We start from the raw sequence: 22,610 nt of genomic DNA, 5'->3' as shown, positions 1-22,610 counted from the left end.
TGCAAGATCCATCGTAGTTTCAGACGCGAGTTCGAGACATTCGAGACTCCCGAGACGAGAGAACGGCGGCGACGACACATGCGGCTGCGCGCACTGCTGGACACCGACGCGCTGGGCCTGAAGCTGCTCGGCGGCGAGGACGAGCTGGACCGCGCGGTGCGGGGCGTGATGACCACCGACCTGCGGGACCCGAGCCGCTATCTGTCCGGCGGCGAGCTGGTGCTGACGGGGCTCGCGTGGCGGCGGGACGCCGCGGACTCCGAGAGTTTTGTGCGCATCCTGGTGCAGGCCGGGGTGGCGGCGCTGGCCGCGGGCGAGGCGGAGCTGGGGGACGTGCCGGAGGACCTGGTGGTGGCCTGCGCCCGGCACCGGCTGCCGCTGTTCGCGGTGCACGAGTCGGTGGCCTTCGCGACGATCACCGAGCACGTCGTGCGGCAGGTGTCCGGCGAGCGGGCCGGCGATCTGGCGGCCGTGGTGGACCGGCACCGCCGGATGATGACCGCGGGGCCGGCGGGCGGCGGCCCCGACGTGGTGCTGGACCTGCTCCGCTCCGACCTCGACCTGCGGGCCTGGATCCTCTCCCCCGCCGGGCGTCTCGTCGCCGGTCCCAAGGTCTCCGGGCCGGCCCTGCCTCCCGAGGTGTGCGCGCGGCTCGCGGCGGAGCACCTGGCCGCCGCCCGCGCCGGCCGCCGGGCCCCGCACCGGGTGACGCTCGGCACGACGACGTACTCCCTGTTCCCGGTCCGCGGCGGCGGCCGCGCCCCGGGGCCCGCGCGGGACGTGCGCGAGACGGTGCTGTCGGAGTGGCTGCTGGCCGTGGAGGCCGACGCCGGGGACTGGGCCGAGGAGCGGCTGGACCTGCTGTACGGCGTCACGCAGCTGATCGCGGTCGAGCGCGACCGCCGGGACGCGGCCCGTACGGTGCGCCGCCGGCTCGCGCAGGAGGTCCTGGACCTGGTCCAGACGGGCGCCGCGCCGGCCGAGATCGCGGCACGGCTGCGGGTGGCCGCGCCGGTGCTGCTGCCGGGCCTCGGGGCCGCCCCGCACTGGCAGGTGGTCGTGGCCCGGGTGGAGTGGGACGGCGCAGGCGTGGAGGCCGGTCCGGTGGCCCAGTCGCTGCTGGAGGAGATCCTCGTCGACCCGTCGGCCGGCGGGTCCGAGCCGTCCGACCGCATCGCCGTCGCGCACACCGGCGAGGAGGCGATCGCGCTCGCCGCGCTGCCCGCGGTGTCGGCGGAGCACGACGGCTCCGAGGCGGGCGTCCTCGCCGACGCGCTGCTGGAGTCCGTACGCGTTCCCCTGACCGCCGGTCTCGACGGCGACGGGCGGGTCACCCTGGGCGTGAGCGCGGCGGTGCACTCGGCGGAAGGGCTGCGCGGGGCGCTGGAGGAGGCGCGGCACGCCCGCCGGGTGGCGGCGGCGCGGCCCGGCCGGGTGTGCGCGGCGGGGCACCAGGAACTGGCCTCGCACGTCCTGCTGCTGCCGTTCGTGCCGGACGACGTGCGCCGGGCCTTCACCGCGCGGCTGCTGGACCCGCTGCGGGACTACGACCGGCGTCATCGCGCCGAACTCATCCCGACGCTGGAGGCGTTCCTGGAGTCGGACGGCTCCTGGACGCGCTGCGCCGGGCGGCTGCATCTGCACGTCAACACGCTGCGCTACCGGGTGGGTCGCATCGAGCAGTTGACGGGCCGGGACCTGTCGCGCCTGGAGGACAAGCTCGACTTCTTCCTGGCGCTGCGGATGAGCTGAGGCCCCGTCCGCCTGCCCGGGGGCGGCTCGAACCGGCCGCCTGTTCCCACGACTTTGTGAATTCCTTCACCCGCCCCCTTGGCCGGACGGCCGTAGGGGTGCTGAAATGCGGCCACCACTCAACAGCTCGATGGCGCGCTCGGGGAGGGCAACGTGGCGCATTCCGCCATGTCCGGTACCGGAACGACCTCTGATGACGATCCCCTCCAGACAGCGGTGTGGCGGCTTCGCTCGCGGGCCTGCTGGGTGGACGCGGCGGCCCTGCTGCCGCCGGCCACGGCCGCGGCGGCACTCCAGCGGGCGGCACTGCTGGTCGAACGGTGCCTGTTCACCGAACAGGGGTGGGAGGAGGCGGAGGACGCGCTGCGCACGGCCGAGGCGCAGGCCCACACCGACGAGGAACGCGGGGCCGCGGCCTGCGAACGCGGCCAGCTCGCCTACGCCGCCACCCTGCACTCCGTGCGCGACCGGGCCGACGAGGCGCGCGCCGCGCTGGGGCGGGCGGCGGCGCTGATCCCTCCGGGAACGCCGGGGCGGGCCCTGCTGGACTTCCGGCGCGGGCTGCTCGCCGAGAACCTGACCCGCTCACCGCAGGCGGCGCGCGCCGCCTACCGCCGGGCGCACGCGGCGGCCACGGCGCACGGCGACGCCCTGCTGCTCTCCTTCACCTGGCGTCATCTGGCCGGGCTGGCCCTGCGCGACGGCGACCTGGCCGAGGCACGGCACGGTTTCGCCGAGTCCCTGCGCATCCGCGAGGAGCTGGGCTTCCTCGTCGGCACGGCCCCGGCACTGGCCTCCCTGGCCGACACGGAACCCGAACCGGAGGCGTCCCGCCTGCGGGAGGAGGCCCGCCGCCTGTTCCGTCTCCTGGGGGGCGTGCCGACATGGCTGGCACCGCAGTTGGCGCCACCGGCGGCGGCGTCGTAGGCGTCGCATCGACGGGTCGACGGGTCGACGGGTCGACGGGTCGACTAGCGTCGGGTCGTCGGGTCGTCGCAGGAGCCGTGACCGGCCGGTCGTCCTCTCCGGCCGTCCCGCTGTCCCGCCCGTCCCGCTGTCCCACCGGTCGTCGCGACGGCCGTCGATCGCCACGACCGGTCAGTCATCCTCGCCGACATGTCCGAAGTGCTCGCGCACCAGCAGCCGGACCCTCTCCCCGTCGTGGGCGATCAGGGCATCCAGCAGGGCCGTGTGCTGGGCGGCGTCGGCGATCAGGTCGGTGCGGGCCTGGGGGCCGGCGGGGCCCAGGAGGGGCCATTGTGTGCGCCGGTGCAGGTCTTCGGCGACCCGGGTCAGCTGGGTGTTGCCGGCGAGGGCGAGGATCGCCCGGTGGAAGGCACGGTCCGCCTCCGCATACGTCGCCGTACAGCCGGCGGACGCCGCGCGGACCGTCGCCTCGGCCAGGGGACGCAGCCGGGCCCAGCCTTCCGGCGGCACCGTGCGGGCCAGGCGCAGGATGACCGGGGCCTCGATCAGCGCCCGCACCTGGGTCAGCTCGGCCAGCTCCCGCGGGTCCCGTTCGACCACCCGGAAGCCCCGGTTGGGCACGACCTCGACCGCGCCCTCCGCCGCGAGCTGCTGCATCGCCTCGCGCACGGGCGTCGCCGACACCCCGAACCGTTCCCCGAGCACCGGGGCCGAGTAGACCTCTCCGGGCCGCAGTTCGCCGGACATCAGCGCGGTGCGCAGGGCGTCGAGGATCTGCCCGCGCACCGACGACCGCTGCACGACAGGCCGCCCTGCCGGGGCCCCCTCGTCCCGCCGCGATCGCGCACCACGCTCCGGTCCGGGCGCCCGGCCGCGGTCCACGTCCGCCGCCGTCGGCTGCGCCGGCACCCGCGGCACCGACGGCCGCCCGGACCCCGCCCCGGAGGCGCCCCGCGCGCCGTGCCCGCCCTGTTCCACGGGTCCTCCTCCGGACGTGTCGGACTTGCGGTCGTTTCCGGGCGGATGTCACCCGCCCGCCCCACTCAGGGGGCACCTTATGGGCAGAACCGGGCAGTTCAAACTCCCGATCACTTGGGTAAGGTAAGGCTTACCTTTAATCGACGCCCGGAATCGGTGGTCCCGCATGCAGCCCGCGCCCGCGCCCCGCACGGCCGTCACGCAGGCGTACGCCCGCCTCGCCGAGGTCCTTCCCGGCCTCGCCGTGACCGAACTCTCCCCCGCCACCCCCCTCCCCCGGGAGGACGGCTGGATCACCGCCGCCGCGCTCGCGGAGGGCGGCGGCGGCCTGGACGCCTTCCTCGCCTGGGACGAGGAGCAGGTCGTCCGGGACTACGGACAGCGGGCCCGTCCGGACGTCATAGCCAGCTTCGGCCTGCACCGCTACGCCTGGCCCGCCTGTCTGCTGATCACCGTGCCGTGGCTCCTGCTGCGCCGCGTCCCCCGCTATCCCGTGACGCACGTGTCGTACAGCCGCACGGTCCCCGGCCTGTCCATGGGCGGCATCGCCGTGCGTCCCGGCTCCTTCGCCTGCCTTCCCGGCGACCCGGCCGCCGCCCTGCCCGGCGCCACCGTCGTCGCCGACGAGACCGCCCTGCGCGCCGAGGTGCGCGCGGCCGTCGCCGAGCACCTGGAACCCGTCCTCGCCGGCTTCGGGCCCCGGATGCGGCGGCGCGGACGCGCGCTGTGGGGCATGGCCACCGACGAGGTCGTCGAGGGCCTCGACCACGTCGGGCTGCTCCTCGGCGAGCGGGAGCGGGCGCGCCGCGAGCTGGAGCTGCTGCTGCCGGGCGCGACCGAGCCGTACGTCGGCTCCGCCGCCTTCCGCGCGCCGGCCGGTCCGGCGGCTGACGGGGCGCAGCCCACCCGCGACCGGGTGAGCTGCTGCATGTTCTACACCGTGCGCCCCGAGGACATCTGCGCCAACTGTCCGCGGCTGTGCGACGCGCGCCGCACGCCCGCCAAGCCGACGGCGCTCGCGGCCCGTTGACGGGCCGCGCCCGCTTCTGGCGTAAGATCACCTTGCGATGAGACCGCCCGCACGGTTACAGGTGATTCACCAATTCCTCACGCGTCACGGGAACTTTCCGTGGCACCACCGGGACGGGTAGTCTTATTCGAACTCAACTCCCGCCCCTCAAGCGGCAGTTCGAGCAGAACGCCGTCCTGGGCATCCCCTTGCACCTCCTTGGCGGCCTCTTGCCCCGAAACCCCCTGAGGGCCGGCGGGTCTGGGCCACCATGGCGGGCGTTACGCCCTATCCCAATGCAAGGGACCACCTAGATGAGACTGACCGACATATCGCTGAACTGGCTGCTCCCGGGCGCCGTACTGCTCCTGGGCATGCTGGCGGCGGTGGCGGTGCTCGCGCGCGGCAAGCGTGCCGCGGGAAAGGACGCGGGCGCCGAAGACTCGTGGGAGCGCAGCGAGGAGCGCCGCCGGCGCAAGGAGGCCATCTACGGCACCGTCTCCTACGTCCTTCTCTTCTGCTGTGCCGCGGTCGCGGCGGCGCTCTCCTTCCACGGCCTGGTCGGCTTCGGAGAGCAGAACCTCGGCCTGAGCGGCGGCTGGCAGTACCTGGTCCCGTTCGGCCTGGACGGGGCGGCCATGTTCTGCTCCGTGCTGGCGGTGCGTGAGGCCAGCCACGGCGACGCCGCGCTCGGCTCCCGCATCCTGGTGTGGACGTTCGCGTTCGCCGCGGCCTGGTTCAACTGGGTGCACGCGCCGCGCGGCGCCGGCCACGCGGGCGCCCCGCACTTCTTCGCGGGCATGTCCCTGTCCGCCGCGGTGCTGTTCGACCGCGCGCTGAAGCAGACCCGTCGCGCCGCCCTGCGCGAACAGGGCCTGGTGCCGCGCCCGCTGCCGCAGATCCGCATCGTCCGCTGGCTGCGGGCCCCGCGCGAGACCTACGGCGCCTGGTCGCTCATGCTCCTGGAGGGCGTGCGCACCCTGGACGAGGCGGTCGAGGAGGTCCGCGAGGACAAGCGCCAGAAGATGGAGGCCCGGCAGCGCAGGCGCGACCAACAGCGCCTGGAGCGGGCCCAACTCAAGGCGATCAGCCGCGGCCACGGCCGCGGTTTCCCCGGCCGCGGCGGCGGTCGCCGGGCCGGGCTGCCGGCCGTGGAGCAGGAGACCGAGCGGGTCGCCGCGGAGCCCGCCATACCGGCGCCGGAACTGCCGGCGCGCGCCCGTCCCTCGCTGCAGCCGGTGCGCAGCAGCGGCTCGGACCCGATCACGGTGGACCTCACCGCCGAGGACGACACGATGGCGCTGCCGCGTCTGGACTCCCTGGAGCGCAAGCTCAAGGACCTGGAGCAGCAGTTCGGCTGAGCGGCGCCGAGTGACGACGGCCCTGGTGCGGGGGCGCGGCCGGTACGGGCCGCGCCCCCGACGCGTGTCGTCGGGCCGCGTACGGTCGGGTCGTGAACGATCCCGGGTCCGGACCGGTCAGGCGGCGTCCAGCTCGAACCACACCGATTTGCCCACCCCGTGGGGCAGCACGCCCCAGGCGTCCGCCAGGGACTGCACCAGTAACAGCCCCCTGCCGTTCGTGCTGTACGTCCCGGGCCCGGTGTGCGTGCCGTCGTCGGCGTTCGGCACCCGCACGGCGGGCCGGCGGCCCACGAAGTCCCGTACTTCCACCCGCAGTCGGCGGGGTTCGACCGTGACCGTCAGCACCGCTTCGCCGTCGGTGTGGACGAGCGCGTTGGTGACGAGTTCGCTGGTGAGCAGTTCCGCGGTGCGGGACGACTCGGGTTCGCCCCAGTCCCGCAGCAGTTCGCGCAGGGCCCGGCGTGCCTGCGGCACCGCCCGCAGATCGGCCCTTCCGAGTCTGTGCCTGAGCTGCCTGTGTGCCGAAGTGGTCCCGATGGTCGCGGAACCGCCTCCCGACGCCTGCCTCTTCATGTCCCCCGCCCGCGTGCCGATGGTCGGTTTCCCTCCTGCTCGAACACGTTCAGGGGGATGAATGCCCCATCGGCACGGGGCCAGTCATGTGGAATCATCAACAACCGGTTGTTCGGCCACGGCCGGGGACGTCACCGGGCCACCCCGACAGGCGTCCGGAACCGCCGCGCCGCCCGTGCCTTGCGGCCGGTCGGGCGGTGAAGGGCGGTCACACACCGTCGCCGGCCGTGGACGCCGGAATTCCGTCGGCGCGGGCCGCGTCGCACGGCAGAACGGCCGTTCGGTGAAAACTGGCCGGAAACCGTCTGCCGGGTGGAGCACTGGCGGCTGTCCTCCCCACCCCCGTGAGGGGAGGACAGCCGCCCGCTCGGGCAGTCGCCCGGTACCCGGCTCAGTAGAGCTTGCCGACCGCGGTGGTGGTGGTCCGCTTGAAGGCGCGGACCGGGGCGTCGTCGAGGTCGCCGATCTGGGACCACTCGACGACGGTGACGGTCCGCCCGTCCCGGCCCACCGAGAGCAGGCGGACGTCGTTGGCGCCCCAGGACGTCTCGGTGTGCAGCCCGTGGACGCGGGCGCCCTCCTCGACGGGCAGCGCGCCGTAGCCGCGGTGGGTGGCCTCGACGTCGGGGTGCGCCTGCTCGACGCGCGTGGCGCAGGTCCGGATCTCCTGGTTCATCCGGGCGGCGAGCGCCTTCGCCTTGGCCGTGCTGCCGGTGACGATGGTCAGCTGGCGGGCGGTGGTGTCGAGGTCGGTGTGGAAGGGGCGGTAGCGGGAGTCGTAGCCCGGGAACACGTCGTCCAGGCACAGCCGCAGCTCGTCCGGGACGCCGTCGGTGACCTTGCCCGCGGTCCACGCGGAGGAGGGGTGCGGGGGCAGGTCGGCGGCCGAGAGGAACCGGGGCGAGCGGTCCGCCGCTGCGGCGGTGCCCGCGGTGGCGAGCACGGTGACGGAGGCCGTGGCGGCGAGCGCCGTGACGGCGGTGAGCGCGGCGCTGAGGCCGGCGCGGTTGCGGATGGGCATGGATCTCCCCGTTGCCGAGTGCGTGCATGGGTGCGGTGCCGTACGGTGCCGGATGGTCACGGCGGCGCCGGAAGCGGCTGCCAAGAGCATCGGCGCGGGCGGCGGCCGGGCGCAACAGCCGCCGCCGGGTTGGCCGGGGTGGAACCATCCCAGCCCTTCTGACGTGCAGGTACATGGGTGCCTGGGATGCCGTTGTGGGCCGGGACGCCCGGACGAGCGCGCGGAAGGCGGGGGTACGGTGCCGGAACGGGACGACGAGGTCGCCGGGTTCGCCCGGCTGCTGCGGGAGCTGAAGGGGCGCACGGACCGCAGCTACGGTCAGCTGGCCCGCCGTCTGGGCATGAACACCTCCACGCTGCACCGCTACTGCGCGGGCGACGCGGTCCCCCAGGACTTCGCCCCCGTGGAGCGCTTCGCCGCGCTGTGCGGGGCGACCGCGCAGGAACGCCTGGAACTGCACCGGCACTGGCTCCGCGCGGTGGAGGCGCGCCGACGGGGCAGGTCGCCGCAGCCGACCGCGGCGGGGCACCCGGAGACGGCCGCCCCGGCCGGGGACGCGGAGACGGACCGTACGCCGGAGACGGACCGGACACCGGAGACGGACCGTACGCCGGGGACGGCCGGGGACCAGGGCCTGGCCGGGGACCAGGACCTGGCCGGGGACGAGGACCTGGCCGAGGACCCTGAACCGGCCGCGAAGTCGGCCCTTGCCGGGAAATCGGTCCCAGCAAGGAAGTCGGTCCCGGCCGGCGGGGAGCCGGCCCCGGAGTCGGCCCCGGACCCCGAACCTCGCCCCGACCCCCGGCCCTGGTACCGACGACGCCGCCTCACCGTCACGGCGGCGGCGTCGAGCGTCCTGCTCCTGACCCTGGGCAGCCTCTCCGCCCTCACGTCGGACCGCACCCCCACCACGCAGGCGGCCCCGGCCACCCCCCGATCCGGCACGAGCGCACTGCCGTTACCGCCAACCGGCGCGGACACCGCTCCCCCTTCCCCCACCTCGTCCCCTCCGCTCTCCGCTTCCCCCTCCCCCGACCGCACCGGCCCCCGCCCCTCCCCCGGGAGGAAGGGCGACCGGTCCTCCACCGCTCGACCCGCCTCCCCGGCCTCCCCCTCCGCCCCGGCCCGCGCGACGGCACCCGCCCGCGCGCCCCTCACCTGGACCGCCGACTCCCATGTGTGGACGGCGGGTTGCGCACACGACTACGTCATCGCCAAACCCCCGGCGCAGGTCCCGCCGCCGCCGGTCCCGCAGGACGCCAGGACCTGGGCGGCGACGCAGGCGGCGGTGCACGGACGGGAGACGAACGTGCGGATCACCCTTCAGGGCCGGTCGTCCACGGCGGTCGTCCTGGAGGCGCTGCGCGTGCGCGTGGTGGGCCGCACGGACCCGGTGCCGGGCAACTCCTATGCGATGAGCAGCGGTTGCGGCGGCTCGATCACGCCCCGCCACTTCGCCGTGAATCTGGACGCCGACCGCCCGATCGCGCACTCGGTGGCCGGCAGCAACGAGGGCGACCCGATCCCGGCGGTGCGGCTGCCGTACCGGGTCTCGGCCGAGGACCCGGAGGTGTTGATGGTCAACGCCCGTACGGAGAACTGCGGTTGCGCCTGGTACCTGGAGCTCGACTGGTCCTCCGCGGGCCGCACCGGCACCCTGCTCATCGACGACGCGGGCCGCCCGTTCCGCACCAGCGCGATCAAGGGCCTGCCGCGCCACGGCTACGACACCGAGGCCCGGGCGTGGGGGACGTACGTCGAGTGAGGCCGGCTCACGCCTCCCAGACGGCCGCCGCCGTGCGGTCGTCGGAGTAGCCCTTCACCCGTACCTGGGTGTCGGCGAGGAACGCGGCGAGTCCCGGCGGCTGCGGGGCCGACCAGCGCTCGGTGAGGTGGGCGGACAGGCCCGGCTCGCCGCGCAGGGGGTCGGCGAGGCCGCCGGTGCACATCAGCAGCGTGTCGCCGGGGCGGGCGACCGAGGCGCGGAAGCGGAACGGCTCGCGGGACGGGGCCGGCGCCGGTTCGTACGGGCTCGGCGGGGCCGGGATGCCCAGCTCCCGGGTGAGCCGGTCGCCCTCGGGTGTGGCGGTGGACGGCGGGCCGTGGCCGACGACGGCTTCGCCGGTGGCGTCGGTGACCTGCGGTTCGATGTCCTGCCAGGCGCCGCCGCGCAGCCGGAAGAGACCGCCCGCGCCGACGCCGAAGAAGACACGGGTGCGGCAGCCGGGGTCGGCGGGGAGCAGGAGGCAGCGCAGGGTGGCGGAGTGCCCGTCGGGGTCGAGGCCCTGTTCGGCGGCGCTCGCGCGCAGCCTGCCGAGGCTTCGGTCGGTGAGCCGGTGCAGCCCGGACTTGAGGTCGCCGCGCCGGCCGGCCCGTATGTCATCGGTGAGCCGGGCGTGGCTGCGGCCGACGGCGCGGCCGATCCAGCGGCACAGCTCGACCGCCGCCCGGTGCGCGCCGGGCGTGGTCCGTGCGCCGGTCGCCATCGCCACCAGCACCAGCGCGTCGTCGCCGGCGCCGAACCGGGCGGTGAGCAGCGCGTCGCGGCGCGGCTCGCCGCGGTAGCGGGCGGAGTCCCCGCGCACGGAGGCCGCGCGCAGAACGCAGGCGCCGTAGCGGGCGCCGTCCAGCACGGTGTCGGGGACCAGGTCGCCGAGGTCGTCGGGGTCGGCCGCGGGCAAGGCGGTGGGTTCCGGTTCGTAGGTGGGCGGTCCGGAGCCGACGTGGTGGAGGGGGCCGGGGCGGGGCGGGGGCGGGGGGTCGACGGCGGGGGCGCCGGTCGTCGAGGCGGTCGGGCCGCGCGGGGCGAGGGGCGGCGACGGGTCCGCCGGCGGGGTGCGCGGTCCGGGGACGTCCGCCGTCCCGCCGCCGCTCACCGCCGTGGACGCGGACGCGAACCGGTCGTCCAGCGAGTCGGGCGTGCGCGCGGGACCCGTGTCGTCGGTGGAGTCGTCGTACAGCTGCCCCCACCAGTCGTCGGCGCGACCGGTGGGCCTTCCCCCAGGCTGGCTCATGCCGCCAATTGTCCACCGCTCGGGGCGGATGAAAACGGGGCATCCGGAAAATCCGCGCCCGCCGCCACCCACCGAACGGTCATGCGAGCGGGCCGGACTGCGGGCCGGGCCCGGGTCCGGCAGGCTGGACTGATGGGAGTGTGGGAGCTCCTGCTGGTCGGTCTGGTCATCCTGCTCGGCCTGTGCGGAGTGCTGGTGCCGGGGGTGCCCGGGGCGTGGCTGGTGTGGGCTGCGGTCCTGTGGTGGGCGCTGGAGGACCCCCGGCCGGTGGCGTGGTTCGTGCTGGTGGGCGCCACCGTCGTGCTGCTGCTGTCGGAGGCGGTGCGCTGGGCGCTGCCGCCGCGGAGGCTGCGGGCGGGCGGGGCGCCGCCGCGGATGACGGCGTACGCCGGCGCGGGCGCCCTCGTCGGCTTCTTCCTGCTGCCGGTCGTCGGCGCGATCCCCGGCTTCATGGCGGGCGTCTACCTCTCCGAGCGACGGCGCCTGGGCCGGCACGGAGAGGCACGGGCGGCGCTGCGCTCGGTGATGCGCTCGGGCGGGTCGAGCATGCTGGTGGAGCTGTTCACCTGCCTGCTGATCACGGGGGCGTGGGCCGGGGCGGTGCTGTGGGGCTGACCTCACATACCCCCCTTCGTGCCGTTCAGGACGCCCTCCAGCGTCAGCAGCCGCACCTTGCGGTCCAGGCCGCCCGCGTAGCCGGTGAGGGAGCCGTTCGCGCCGATGACCCGGTGGCAGGGGCGGACGATCAGCAGCGGGTTCGCGCCGATCGCCCCGCCGACCGCGCGCACGGCGGCCCGGGGCGCGCCGACCCGTGCGGCGATCTCGCCGTACGTCGTCGTCGCCCCGTACGGCAGCGTGTCCAGCGCCTCCCAGACCCGCTCGCGGAAGGCGGTGCCGTGGGCGCGCAGCGGCAGGTGGAACTCCTTCAACTCGCCGGCGAAGTAGGCGGCGAGCTGTTCCCGGGCCGCGCGGAAGGGCGCGGGGTCGTGCCGCCGGTCGTCGAGCGCGCCGCGGCCTGCCTTCTGGCCGGGGACGAAGACGGAGGTCAGCGCGCCGTCGGCGTCGGCGGTGAGGAGCAGCGCGCCGAGAGGGCTGTCGAGGCTCGTCCAGTAGGTCATGCGTGCTCCAGAGGTCGTGCGTGCTTCAGGTGCAGCAGGGCGTAGGAGCGCCAGGGGCGCCAGCTGTCGGGGGCGTGCGTGCCGGGCGGCGCGACGTCGGGGTCGCCGAGGGCACGGGTGCGGATGACGGCGACGGTGGCGGGGCCGAGGCCGGGCAGGGCGAGCAGCGCGTCGTGCGCCGCGTCCCGGTCGGCGCCCGGGTCCAGCCGTACGACGCCGTCGGCGAGGGCGGCGGTGAGCGCGCCCAGGGGTCCGGCGGGCTCGGCCTCGGCGAGGACGGCGGGCTCGGGGAAGAGGTGGGTGAGGGCGCCGCTGGGCGCGTCGAGGACCTTGCCGTACCGCCGTACCAGCCGCTCCGCCTCCGCGCGCCCCGCCACCGCCCGTACCGCCAGCTCCTCCGGGTCCGTCGTGCCCGGCGAGCGCAGCCCCGGCCGGGCCGCGACCAGCGGGGCGAGCCGCGGATCGGCGCCGAGCCGCTCGTCGACGGCGTACGGATCGGCGTCCAGGTCGAACAGCCGGCGCAGCCGCTGCACGGCGGTGGTGAGGTCGCGCGGGTCGGTCAGGTGCAGGCGGGCTTCGAGCCGGCCACCGCGCCGGGTGGCGGAGCCGGAGGCGCGGGAGCGTTCGCCGACGGCGACGACTCCGGTGCCGTACGGGAGGCGCAGGGTACGGCGGTAGGTGCGCGCGCCGGCCGGGCCGCGCACCTCCTCGACGCCGGGGACGGCCTCGCGCTGGAGCAGGTCGAAGACGGACGCGGCGTGGTAGGGGCCGCGGTGGGCGAGCCTGAGCGGTATCCCGGCGCCCCGGCAGTCCACGCGCCGGCTCCGGCCTCCCGGGGCGGCGGCGCGCAGGGCGGTGGGCGTCAGGCCGTACACCGCGCGGACGGTGTCGTTGAACTGCCGGACGCTGGCGAAGCCGGAGGCGAACGCGATCTGCGTGACGGGCAGGTCGGTGGTGCGCAACAGCACGCGCGCGGTGTGCGCCCGCTGGGTGCGGGCCAGTGCCACGGGGCCGGCGCCGAGTTCGGCGGTGAGCTGCCGCTGCACCTGCCGTGCGCTGTACCCGAGCCACGCGGCGAGGCCGGCGACGCCCTCCCGGTCGATCACGCCGTCGGCGATCAGCCGCATGGCGCGGCCGACGACGTCGGCGCGGACGTTCCACTCGGCCGAGCCGGGCACGGCGTCCGGACGGCACCGCCGGCAGGCCCGGAAACCCGAGGCCTGCGCGGCGGCGGCCGTCGCGAAGAACCGCACGTTGTGCCGCCTGGGCGTCACGGCGGGGCAGCTGGGACGGCAGTAGACGCCGGTCGTGACGACGGCGAAGAAGAACACGCCGTCGAAGCGGCCGTCCCTGCTGCGCACGGCCTCGTACCTGCTGTCCTCGTCCCGCAGACGTTCCCTCACGCGTTCCAGTCTCCGCCACGGCGGGGCACGCGGCTGGCGGAAATCGGACATGGCGTTGAGGGCTCCCCGGCCACGCCCTGCGGGCCGTCACCTCCAGCCGTTGCGCTTGGCCTCCATGGCCGCACGGCCCTCGGCGCCCTTGCGCTTCCAGTCCTTGCGGATCTCGGCGCGCAGCCGGGCGTCCGTCTTGGCGACGATGCGCTGGTTCTCCCGCAACAGCTTGCGGTAGCTCTCCAGCCGCCGCACCGGAAGCTCGCCCGCCTCGATGGCGGCCCGCACCGCGCAGCCCGGCTCGGACTCGTGGGCGCAGTCGTGGAACCGGCACTCCGCGGCCAGCTCCTCGATCTCGGCGAAGACCTGCCCGACGCCGGTTCCGGCGTCCCACAGCCCCACGCCGCGCAGGCCCGGCGTGTCGATGAGCACGCCGCCGCCGGGCAGGAGCAGCAGATTGCGGGTGGTGGTGGTGTGCCGCCCCTTGCCGTCCACGTCACGGGTGGCCCGGACGTCCATCACGTCCTCGCCGAGCAGGGCGTTCGCGAGCGTGGACTTGCCTGCGCCGGACTGCCCGAGCAGCACGGAGGTGCCGTGCCCGACGACGGCGGCGAGGACGTCGAGCCCGTCGCCGTCCCGGGCGCTGACCGTGAGCACGGGCACGCCGGGCGCGCTGGTCTCGACGTCCTGGACGAGGTGCGCGAGCGTCGCCGGGTCCGGCACCAGGTCGGCCTTGGTCAGCACGACCACGGGCTGCGCCCCGGACTCCCAGGCCAGGGCGAGGAAGCGCTCGATGCGGCCGAGGTCGAGCTCGACGGCGAGGGACACGGCGACGACGGCGTGGTCGACGTTGGCGGCGAGGATCTGGCCCTCTGACCGCTGGGAGGAGGTGGAGCGCACGAAGGCGGTGCGGCGCGGGAGGTACGCGCGCACGTAGCGCGGGTTGCCGCCGGGTTCGACGGCGACCCAGTCGCCGGTGCACACGACCCGCAGGGGGTCGTGCGGGGTGACGAACGCGGTGTCGGCGCGCAGCACTCCGCCGGCGGTGACGACGTCGCACTGCCCCCGGTCGACGCGCAGGACCCGCCCGGGCAGCAGCCCGTCGGAGGCGTACGGGGCGAACTCGGCCGCCCAGGCGTCGTCCCAGCCGTAGGGGGCGAGGACGGAGGAAACGGTGGTGGAAGACCACGAGGACAACAGGGTGACCCTTCGGAAGGGGCGGCCCCGGCGTGAAGGAAGTCGAGGAAGGTCAGCCGGCGGCCACGGAGGTGGACGTGAGGAGTTCCTGGATGCGGGCAGCGCCCGGCGCAGTGACAGCCATCGGTCGACACCTCCTGTTCTTCACTCGGATCTGTTCTCGCTCGAAACGTGAGGGCCTCACGGGAGACGCGAGGGCCTCACGCGAAGTCGGGGCCCAGCCTAGAGCGGCGCCCGCGCGGGGCGCCACCGAATATTGGAGCGGGCGTGCACGGGTCGGCCCGCGTGGCGGGCCCTCATGGGCGGACGTTCACGACGTCGCGCACACCCGCCCGTTCAGCGTGAAGTCGTACGCCGGGGAGTTGGCGCCCTTCCAGGAGGCGAGGAAGCCGAGGGACAGGGCGCCGCCCTCGGGAACCGCCTTGTTGTAGTCGGCGGCGCGGGCCGTGACGTCGGCGCCGGTCTGGGTGAAGGTCGCGTCCCACATCTGGTTGACGTGCTGGCCGTCGCGGAAGGTCCAGCCGACGCGCCAGTCGTCCAGGGCGCGGTCGGTGGTGATCTTCACGGTGGCCTGGAAGCCGTCGGGCCACTGGCCGACCAGGCGGTAGTCGACCCGGCAGGAAGCCGCCGGGGTGGGCGTGGGGGTCGGTGTCGGCGTCGGCCCGGGTGTGGTGGGGCGGGCGCCCTGGGGTGCGGGGGCGGGCGTCCCCGGCCGTGCACCGGACGGCGAGGGCCGGGCGGGTGTGCTCTCCTCGGCCGGCGACGACCACGGGTCGGCCACCGGCTGGCGGTCGGCGGTGTCGCCGGGAGGCGCCGCCTCGTCCGCGGGGTCGCCGGACGGCACCAGGGTGACGGCGAGGGCCAGCACGGAGACCAGGACGGCGGCGACCAGGAGACCGTTGCGCAGCACCCGTGTGCGGCCGGTGCCGCCCTGGAGGGGGCTGCCGTCGTCCTGGTCGGGGCGGCCGGCGCCGAGGCGGACGTCGGCCGCCCGGCGGCGGCGTTCCAGGTAGGCGAGGCCGCCCCAGCCGACGACGCCGGTGGCGAGCGCGCCGGGCAGGCCGCCGCCGTGCAGCCGCAGGCAGGCCGCCGTCTCCCCGCAGCTCAGGCACTGGGCGAGGTGCCGGGAGAGGTCGTCGGGGGTCTCGGTGACCGGGGAGCGGGTGACCGCGTCGAGCAGCCGGGCATATCTGCCGCACTCGGGGTCCATCGGGGTGTCGAGGTGATTGCGCAGGCACCGGTCCCGGAACAGGCCGCGCACGTCGGCCAGTTCGTCCGCGGCGACCTCGGGGGCGAGGCCGAGGCGGCGGGCCGCGACGGACAGCGGCAGGGCCTCCACCTCGGTCAGCCACAGCAGTTCCGCGTCGGCGGCCTGCATGTCGCGCAGGGCGCGCAGCGCGAGCGGGCGACGCGACGGAGGGCCGGTGAAGCGGGCGGCCTGCTCGGAGCCCAGCCACAGCCGCAGCTCCGGGTCGAGCCGGTGGCCCTCGCCCCGGTCCTCCCAGTCGGCCGCCGTGGTGCGGACGGCCGTCAGCAGCAGGGGGATCCGGGGCAGCCGGGCGGCACGCCGGCCCGCGCCGCGCGGTGCGGCGGCGTCGGCGGCGCGCAGTTGCCGCATCCCGTGCGCGAACGCCTCCCGGGCGAGCCGGGTCGCCGCGGCGGACCCGGACGTGCACAGGTCGGCGTACGAGAGCACCGTGTCCCAGCACTCGGTGAACAGCGCGGCCTCGGTCGCGTCCCGGGGCGTCGGCAGGTCGGGCATCGGTCTCCTGCATCCACATGCGAGGTCACCTGCGAGGTCAACTCACCATAAGGCCATGGGAGTTGAGGCGACCTCGGAGTGGTGCACGAGCCTTTCACGGGCTCGCCACGACTGACAAGCGACATTTTCGAACCCACCGCTCGTCCGACGGGTGCCCCCGAATCCGCGTTTCATTCCCGAGGGATCGGACCTCCGCGGGCGTCCCGGGGGCCGCGCCGTCCGCCGGCCCCTCGGCCGGCGCCCCGGCGCTTCAGACCTCCACCGGCTCCTCCGCCGACAGGCTGTCCATGAAGGAGCTGACCGAGAACACCGCGCGGCCGGGGCCGGGCGGGCCGTAGCCGGGCGGGGAGGTGAGGCCGAAGTCGTCCATGGTGGCGCGGTAGGCCTCCAGCAGGCGGATGTGGTACTCCAGCGGCGCGCCCTGCGGGTTGGCCTTGCCCAGCGGGGTGGTGGGCTCGGGGCACCAGGTGGTGAACCGGGGCGTGATGCCGTGCGACATGAAGAAGCGCAGGCCCTCGGTGGTCGACGCGATGGCCTCGTCGACGGTGGTGAAGCCGAAGGGCTCGGCCATCTCCACGCCGGCGACGAAGTTGGGGATGACGTTGCGCGGGCCGAAGACCTCCGCCGAGTCAAGGATGCGCCGGTGCCACTCGTCGCGGCCGACGTAGCGCTCCTTGCCGGGGCAGTACAGCTCGAACAGGCGGCGGTCCCACACCTCGTAGTTGGGGTGGTAGATCTGCACGCCGTAGTCCTTGAACCGCTGGACGTCGTCCCTGGGCAGCGCCTGCGCGACGACCTTGCCGATCCAGCGGCCTGGGAAGCGCTCCTCGATGGCCTTGGCGTAGTGGCCGTAGAAGTCGGCCTCGTCACGCCCGGCGACGGTCTTGGTGATCGCGCCGCCGGTGAGCGTGTAGGCGGTGGACGTCCTCTGGGTGTCGTACCGGTCGATGATCTCCAGCGCCTCCAGGACCTCCTCGACGTCCTTGACGCCGGTGTAGGGGCGTCCGGCGGCCTTGTGCTGGCGCCAGTTGTGGTTGATGTCGCAGTACTGGCACTCCTCCTTGGCGCCGAAGTACTGGCACACCCGGAAGACGGTGAGGTAGATCAGGTAGCCCCACTGGATGGTGGGGGCCACCTCCATGACCGACTTCCCGTTGGAGAGCGTGTGCCGGTAGTACTCCGGCATCGGGGGCACGCCGACGTCGGAGATTCGCCGGCCGTCGAGGTAGAGGCCGAGCATGCCGTCCTCGTCGGCGGCGACGCGGTACGGGGAGGACGGGTTCACGCGCACGGAGACGACCGTGCGGCGCAGGTCGTAGGGGCCGCCCGTGAGGATGATCTCCTCGGGCGGGCGGCGCAGCGCGGCCTCGCCCAGCTCCGGGAGGGTGCCGTGGTCGAAGGAGAAGATGAAGTACGACTTCGGCTTGACCTCGCCGCCCTCGTTGTCGCTCAGCGCGGAGGGGTCGAAGGCCACGCCCCCGCGAAGGAGGTCCTCCTTGAAGACGGCCTCCCGGGGAACGTGCGGGAAGCGCTCCATCAGATCCTCGACGAGCGCGGTGCGGCTGCCCATCCGTGTTCTCCTCCCTGGTCCGGCGTTCGACTCCTCACGGTATGCCCCGCGCCTCCACGGGCGTGCAGCCGGGTCACCCCTGACACCCGTCGACGATCCTGACACATGTCGTCAGGGTCGTCAGATGGGCAGGCGGGACGACATCGTGGCGGCGGCCGTCGAGGTCTTCGGGCGGCACGGCTTCCGGCACACCTCGATGGACCTGGTCGCACGGGCCGCCGGGGTGTCCCGGCCCGCGCTCTACCAGTACTTCCGCAACAAGCAGGACGTGTTCGCCGCGGTCACGGAGCACACGGCCGCCCGGCCGCCGGCGGCCGCGCGGCGCGCCCGGGAGGCGGAGGGGGACCTCGCCGACCGGGTCCACGGGGTGCTGCGGGTCGAGCTCGACGCGGGCGGCGGCGAGGGCTGGGGCGCGCAGGCGCGCCACCGGCAGGAGCCGGTCGCGGACGCCCCGGCGGGGACCGGCCGCGCGGACGACCGGCTGGTCGACGTCCTCGCCCGGCTGCTGGCCGAGGAGTCCGCGGCGCCCGACCCGCTGGAGACGGCCGTCGTCCTGCTCGCCTCGACCGCCGGCACCGGCCGCTCGGAGGGCGCCCCGGGTCCTGCGCCGACGGCTGCGCCGCCTGGTCGGCCTGGTCGTGGCGGGCCTGCCGCCCGCCGACCGCTCCTGATCGCCCTCCCGGACGTGATCTGCGTCATCTCGGCCGCCCGCGCCCTCACCGCGGTGATTAGCTGAGCCCGGCCATCCACCTCATTTCCTTCCGAAAGGGCGACCGCATGACCGAGACCGCCGAGGCCGGCCCCGTGCGCAACTGGGCGGGCAACATCACGTACACCGCCAAGGAGCTGCACCGTCCGCGCACGGCCGACGCGCTGCGGGCGCTCGTCGCGGGGAGCGACCGGGTGCGGGTCCTGGGCAGCGGGCACTCGTTCAACGAGATAGCCGAGCCCGGCCCCGGCGGCGTGCTGGTCGCGCTCGACGCCCTGCCGCCCGTCGTCGACGTCGACGCGCGGGCCCGTACGGTCCGGGTGTCCGCCGGGGTGCGGTACGCCGAGCTGGCCCGCCGGGTCCACGCGCACGGGTTCGCGCTGCCCAACATGGCCTCCCTCCCGCACATCTCGGTCGCCGGCTCGGTGGCCACCGGCACGCACGGCTCGGGCGTCGGCAACGGCCCGCTGTCCGACGCCGTGCGCGAGGTCGAGCTGGTGACCGCCGACGGCACGACCGTGACGATCGCCCGCGGCGACGGGCGGTTCGGCGGCGCGGTCACCTCCCTGGGCGCGCTCGGCGTCGTCACCGCGCTCACCCTCGACCTGCTGCCCGCCTTCGACGTCGAGCAGCGCGTCTACACCGAACTCCCCCTGGAGGGCCTCGACTTCGAGACGGTGATGGCGGCGGCGTACAGCGTCAGCCTGTTCACCGACTGGCGTGAGCCGGGCTTCCGGCAGGTGTGGGTCAAACGCCGCACCGACCAGCCGGAGACCGGCTTCCCCTGGGCGGCGCCCGCGACGACGCCGCAGCACCCGGTGCCGGGCATGCCCGCCGTCAACTGCACGGAGCAGTCCGGCCTGCCGGGTCCCTGGCACGAGCGGCTGCCGCACTTCCGGGCGGAGTTCACCCCGAGCAGCGGCGAGGAGCTGCAGTCCGAGTACCTGATGCCCCGCGAGCACGCCCTGGACGCGCTGCACGCGCTCGACGCGATCCGCGCGCAGGTGGCGCCCGTGCTGCAGACCTGCGAGGTGCGCACCATCGCGGGCGACGCCCAGTGGCTGAGCCCGAGTCACGGCCGGGACAGCGTGGCCGTCCACTTCACCTGGATCGCGGACACCGCGGCGGTTCTGCCCGCGGTGCGCCGGGTGGAGGCGGCGCTGGACGCGTTCGACGCGCGCCCGCACTGGGGCAAGGTGTTCACCGTGCCGGGGGCTGTGCTGCGGGAGCGGTATCCGCGCTGGGCCGACTTCCGGGCGCTGGCCCGCGAACTGGACCCGCGCGGCACGTTCGCCAACGACTTCGTGCGGGCGGTCCTGGACGACTGAGACGGCCGGGACGCCGACCCCGTACACCCGCCCCCAGCACCCGCCCCCCCTTTCTCCACCCCCTTTCCTAAGCCCTTGTCGAAAGCCGCCGCAGACCATAGCCTTGCGCCGCGCCGGTGCCGGACCCCGCTCCCGTACCGGCCGGACCGAAGGGATGGGGACCCGGTGAAGCGCACCTCACGCGACATCCGCACCGCGAACCGCTACGAGGTGCTGCGCCAGATCATCGCCGCGTCGCCCACCTCCCGGCAGGAGCTGGCCGCGGCGACCGGGCTGAGCCTCGCCACGGTGGCCACGCTCGTCGGTGAGCTGCTCGAACTGGGCATGATCACCGAGGTCGGCTTCGAGGACTCGGCGGGCGGCCGGCCGCGCGGACTCGTCGCCGTGAACGCGCCGGGGGGCGCGCTGATCGGCGTCGACATCGCGGAGACGTACGTCCATGTCGAGCTGTTCGACCTCGCGCTGAACGTCCTCGCCCGCGCCGACGAGAACATGCGCCCCGGAGAGAGCCGCCCCGAGCAGGTGGTCGGCCATGTCGCCGCCGCCGTCGGCTCGGTGGTGGCGCAGGCGGGGGTGGAGGGCGCGCGGGTGCTGGGCGTCGGGGTGAGCGCGCCGGGCCAGGTGGACCGCGACAGCGGCGTCTCCGCGTACGCGCCCAACTGGGACTGGCACGACGTGCCCCTGCTCGACCTGCTCGCCGAGCACATCGCCTACCCGCTGTATCTCGACAACCCCCTGCGAGCCTGCGCCGTCGCCGAGTTGTGGTTCGGGGCGGCGCGTGGGCGCGGGGACGCCGTCGTGGTCAACCTCGGCACCGGCGTGGGCGCCGGACTCGTGCTCGGCGGAGGGGTGCACCGGGGCGTCAGCAACAGCGCCGGCGAGTGGGGCCACACCACCCTGGTGCTGGACGGGCGGCTGTGCCACTGCGGCAACCACGGCTGCGTGGAGACGTACGTCGGCGCGCCCGGCATCATGCTCAACCTGCGCGAACTGAGCCCGGGGAGCGCCCTGTTGCACCCCGAGGACCAGACCGCCACCATCGACGCGCTGGCCCGCGCGGTCGCCGCGGGCGATCCGGTGGCCGTCGACGTCGTCAGGAGCACCGCCCGTTACCTGGGCGCCGGGATCGCCGACCTGGTCAACCTGTTCAACCCGGAGGTGGTCGTGCTCAGCAGCTGGGTGGCGGCCGCGCTGGGCGAGCCGCTGCTCGCCGAGGTGCGCGAGGCCGTCGCCCGGCGCGCGCTGCACCGGCCGCTGGCGGCCACCGAGATCGTGCTCTCCCCCATCCCCACCGACCCCGTGTCGCTGGGCGCGGCGACGTTCGCCCTGGAGGGGGCCCTGCAGTCGGGCGGCCGGCGGACGGCACGGCGCGCGGCTCGGGCGTAGCACCGGCCGCTCGCCGGGCACGGGCTCGTCACGTCCGGTGCGCCGTACGTGACGGTCCGCTTGCAACAGACTTCGTCCGACCCCTTGCCGAAGCCTTAGTCGAAGGTTAACGTCCCGCACCGCACTGCGAGTTCGGGCCGTAGCCGTACGACAGACAAGGACGTCAGATGTCGGCACACCGCAACAGCACCTGGAACAGCAGCCCTTGGAACCCCCTGACCGGGAATCGCGGGACGGGGAACCCCGCCGCCTGGAACCGCCGCTCCGTGCTCCGCGCCGCGATGGGACTGGCCGCGGCCGGCGGGCTGTCGGCGTGCGGCGGCAACAACGGGCGCGGCGGCGGGTCGGGTCCGGGCACGAACCTCGTGCAGTACTTCCACGCGTACGGCGAGGCGGGCACCGAGCAGGCCATCAAGCGGTACGCCAAGGCCTACGACCGGGCGAACGTCGGCACCCAATGGATCACCGGCGCGAACTTCGAGAGCAAACTGTTCTCCGCGCTGCTCACCGACAACGCGCCGGACGTCTTCGAGTTCCACCCGCAGATCCAGCTCGTCAGAAGCGGTCAGGTCGCCGACCTCACCGACCTGGTCGAGCCGGTGAAGGACGACTTCAACCAGGCCGACATCGCCTCGCACACCATCGACGGCAAGATCTGGGGCGTCCGCATGATCGACGACCCGCAGTTCTTCTACTACCGCAGGTCGATGCTGGAGGAGGCGGGCATCGAACCGCCCGCGACGCTGGACGAGTTGGTCGAGGCGGCGGCGAAGCTCACCACCGACAAGGTCAAGGGCGTCTTCCTCGGCAACTCCGTCACCCCCGTGATGAATCCGCTGATCTGGTCGACGGGCGCCGACACCCTCGACGAGGGCAACCGGATCGCGTACCACACGGACGCCGTGGCCGAGGGCCTCGGGAAGCTGCGGTCGATGTTCGCGGACGGCCATCTGCTGCTGGACGCGCCGGCCGACTGGTGGGACCCGTCGGCGCTCACCCAGGGCCTGACGGCGATCCAGTGGTGCGGCATGTGGGCGATGCCGGTGATCCAGAAGGCGCTCGGGGACGACGTCGGCATCATCCCGTTCCCGACGGCGGCGCAGGGCGGCCGGCCGTCCGTGACCAACGGCGGCTGGTCGATGTTCGTCAACGCCAAGTCCGAGCACGTCGACGAGGCGAAGGAGTACGTGAAGTGGCTGTGGATCGACCAGAAGGAGTACCAGGAGGACTGGGCGCTGTCGTACGGCTTCCACATCCCGCCGCGGACCTCGCTCGCCGAGTCCGCCGAGAAGCTGAAGTCGGGCCTGGCCGCCGAGGGCGTACGGCTGTTCAACGAGTTCGGCCACTTCGACAACCCCGCCTGGACCCAGGCGATGATCGTCGCCCTGGAGGGCGTGGTCGCCGACACGGTGCGCAAGGGCGGTGACCCGGAGGCGGCGCTGGACAAGGCCGACACGACGGTGAACCGCGAGCTGAAGAAGCTGTTCGGATAGGCCGGCGGACGGACG

The 22,610-nt window shown here is 74.6% G+C and carries 19 protein-coding genes; 10 read left to right on the top strand and 9 right to left on the bottom strand.

What is annotated here, in order from left to right:
* The first annotated feature begins 78 nt into the window (after nucleotides 1-78).
* Nucleotides 79-1,752 (top strand): PucR family transcriptional regulator, encoded by a 1,674-nt coding sequence (locus ACZ6KF_RS05680; protein ID WP_356627778.1) that lies wholly within the window; start codon nucleotides 79-81, stop codon nucleotides 1,750-1,752.
* 153 nt (nucleotides 1,753-1,905) lie between these two features.
* A complete protein-coding gene (locus ACZ6KF_RS05675; RefSeq protein WP_356627777.1) occupies nucleotides 1,906-2,679 on the top strand; it encodes a hypothetical protein in 774 nt (257 codons plus the stop codon).
* Nucleotides 2,680-2,850: 171 nt separating this feature from the next.
* Here ACZ6KF_RS05675 and ACZ6KF_RS05670 read toward each other — a convergent pair whose 3' ends face one another.
* Complete coding sequence (locus ACZ6KF_RS05670) at nucleotides 2,851-3,657, bottom strand: GntR family transcriptional regulator (protein WP_469237427.1); 807 nt, start codon at nucleotides 3,655-3,657, stop codon at nucleotides 2,851-2,853.
* A gap of 166 nt (nucleotides 3,658-3,823) precedes the next feature.
* Here ACZ6KF_RS05670 and ACZ6KF_RS05665 point away from each other — a divergent pair, with 166 nt between their 5' ends.
* Nucleotides 3,824-4,687, top strand: coding sequence for a (2Fe-2S)-binding protein (locus ACZ6KF_RS05665; RefSeq protein ID WP_469237425.1), 864 nt, complete (start codon nucleotides 3,824-3,826; stop codon nucleotides 4,685-4,687).
* A 293-nt stretch (nucleotides 4,688-4,980) separates the two neighbouring features.
* The gene (locus ACZ6KF_RS05660) at nucleotides 4,981-6,027 is read left to right on the top strand and encodes a DUF2637 domain-containing protein (protein WP_356627775.1); all 1,047 of its coding nucleotides are present in this window, start codon (nucleotides 4,981-4,983) and stop codon (nucleotides 6,025-6,027) included.
* A 117-nt stretch (nucleotides 6,028-6,144) separates the two neighbouring features.
* Here ACZ6KF_RS05660 and ACZ6KF_RS05655 read toward each other — a convergent pair whose 3' ends face one another.
* Both ACZ6KF_RS05655 and ACZ6KF_RS05650 read right to left on the bottom strand, forming a co-directional pair.
* Nucleotides 6,145-6,603, bottom strand: coding sequence for an ATP-binding protein (locus tag ACZ6KF_RS05655; protein ID WP_469237422.1), 459 nt, complete (start codon nucleotides 6,601-6,603; stop codon nucleotides 6,145-6,147).
* Nucleotides 6,604-6,994: 391 nt separating this feature from the next.
* Complete coding sequence (locus tag ACZ6KF_RS05650; protein ID WP_469237421.1) at nucleotides 6,995-7,624, bottom strand: hypothetical protein; 630 nt, start codon at nucleotides 7,622-7,624, stop codon at nucleotides 6,995-6,997.
* A 238-nt stretch (nucleotides 7,625-7,862) separates the two neighbouring features.
* Here ACZ6KF_RS05650 and ACZ6KF_RS05645 point away from each other — a divergent pair, with 238 nt between their 5' ends.
* The gene (locus ACZ6KF_RS05645) at nucleotides 7,863-9,389 is read left to right on the top strand and encodes a helix-turn-helix domain-containing protein (protein WP_469237420.1); all 1,527 of its coding nucleotides are present in this window, start codon (nucleotides 7,863-7,865) and stop codon (nucleotides 9,387-9,389) included.
* Nucleotides 9,390-9,396: 7 nt separating this feature from the next.
* Here ACZ6KF_RS05645 and ACZ6KF_RS05640 read toward each other — a convergent pair whose 3' ends face one another.
* Entirely contained in the window at nucleotides 9,397-10,638 is a 1,242-nt protein-coding gene (locus ACZ6KF_RS05640) for a protein phosphatase 2C domain-containing protein (RefSeq protein ID WP_469237418.1), read from the bottom strand.
* A gap of 132 nt (nucleotides 10,639-10,770) precedes the next feature.
* Between ACZ6KF_RS05640 and ACZ6KF_RS05635 the strand changes: the two genes are divergently transcribed.
* Nucleotides 10,771-11,253 carry a DUF456 domain-containing protein gene (locus tag ACZ6KF_RS05635; protein WP_356632689.1) on the top strand — a complete coding sequence of 161 codons (483 nt, stop codon included), beginning with the start codon at nucleotides 10,771-10,773 and terminating at the stop codon, nucleotides 11,251-11,253.
* A 2-nt stretch (nucleotides 11,254-11,255) separates the two neighbouring features.
* On the opposite strand, the gene ACZ6KF_RS05630 is transcribed toward ACZ6KF_RS05635, so the two are convergent.
* The 5 genes from ACZ6KF_RS05630 to ACZ6KF_RS05610 all read right to left on the bottom strand — a co-directional run bounded on the left by ACZ6KF_RS05630 (nucleotide 11,256) and on the right by ACZ6KF_RS05610 (nucleotide 17,679).
* A complete protein-coding gene (locus ACZ6KF_RS05630) occupies nucleotides 11,256-11,756 on the bottom strand; it encodes a methylated-DNA--[protein]-cysteine S-methyltransferase (protein WP_469237417.1) in 501 nt (166 codons plus the stop codon).
* Nucleotides 11,753-13,147, bottom strand: a complete 1,395-nt coding sequence (locus ACZ6KF_RS05625; RefSeq protein WP_469237591.1) for a bifunctional transcriptional activator/DNA repair enzyme AdaA — start codon at nucleotides 13,145-13,147, stop codon at nucleotides 11,753-11,755. The genes ACZ6KF_RS05630 and ACZ6KF_RS05625 overlap by 4 nt, the downstream gene beginning before the upstream one ends.
* A 99-nt stretch (nucleotides 13,148-13,246) precedes the next feature.
* Nucleotides 13,247-14,347: a ribosome small subunit-dependent GTPase A gene (gene rsgA / locus ACZ6KF_RS05620; RefSeq protein ID WP_356632685.1), complete on the bottom strand. Its 1,101-nt coding sequence runs from the start codon at nucleotides 14,345-14,347 to the stop codon at nucleotides 13,247-13,249.
* Between the two features lie 310 nt (nucleotides 14,348-14,657).
* A complete protein-coding gene (locus ACZ6KF_RS05615) occupies nucleotides 14,658-16,109 on the bottom strand; it encodes a cellulose binding domain-containing protein (RefSeq protein ID WP_469237416.1) in 1,452 nt (483 codons plus the stop codon).
* Nucleotides 16,110-16,359: 250 nt separating this feature from the next.
* A complete protein-coding gene (locus ACZ6KF_RS05610; RefSeq protein ID WP_356632681.1) occupies nucleotides 16,360-17,679 on the bottom strand; it encodes a radical SAM protein in 1,320 nt (439 codons plus the stop codon).
* Nucleotides 17,680-17,803: 124 nt separating this feature from the next.
* On the opposite strand from ACZ6KF_RS05610, the gene ACZ6KF_RS05605 reads away from it, so the two are divergent.
* The 4 genes from ACZ6KF_RS05605 (at nucleotide 17,804) to ACZ6KF_RS05590 (ending at nucleotide 22,595) form a co-directional block, all read left to right on the top strand.
* Complete coding sequence (locus ACZ6KF_RS05605) at nucleotides 17,804-18,415, top strand: TetR/AcrR family transcriptional regulator (protein ID WP_469237414.1); 612 nt, start codon at nucleotides 17,804-17,806, stop codon at nucleotides 18,413-18,415.
* Between the two features lie 41 nt (nucleotides 18,416-18,456).
* Complete coding sequence (locus ACZ6KF_RS05600) at nucleotides 18,457-19,716, top strand: FAD-binding protein (RefSeq protein ID WP_356632679.1); 1,260 nt, start codon at nucleotides 18,457-18,459, stop codon at nucleotides 19,714-19,716.
* Between the two features lie 165 nt (nucleotides 19,717-19,881).
* The gene (locus tag ACZ6KF_RS05595; protein WP_469237412.1) at nucleotides 19,882-21,102 is read left to right on the top strand and encodes an ROK family transcriptional regulator; all 1,221 of its coding nucleotides are present in this window, start codon (nucleotides 19,882-19,884) and stop codon (nucleotides 21,100-21,102) included.
* A gap of 281 nt (nucleotides 21,103-21,383) precedes the next feature.
* Nucleotides 21,384-22,595 carry an ABC transporter substrate-binding protein gene (locus tag ACZ6KF_RS05590; RefSeq protein ID WP_469158384.1) on the top strand — a complete coding sequence of 404 codons (1,212 nt, stop codon included), beginning with the start codon at nucleotides 21,384-21,386 and terminating at the stop codon, nucleotides 22,593-22,595.
* Nucleotides 22,596-22,610 lie beyond the last annotated feature (15 nt).

Source organism: Streptomyces sp. NPDC046379 (genome assembly GCF_055587785.1).
Note: the sequence above shows the minus strand (reverse complement) of the source record. Positions and strands in the feature narration are given on the sequence as shown.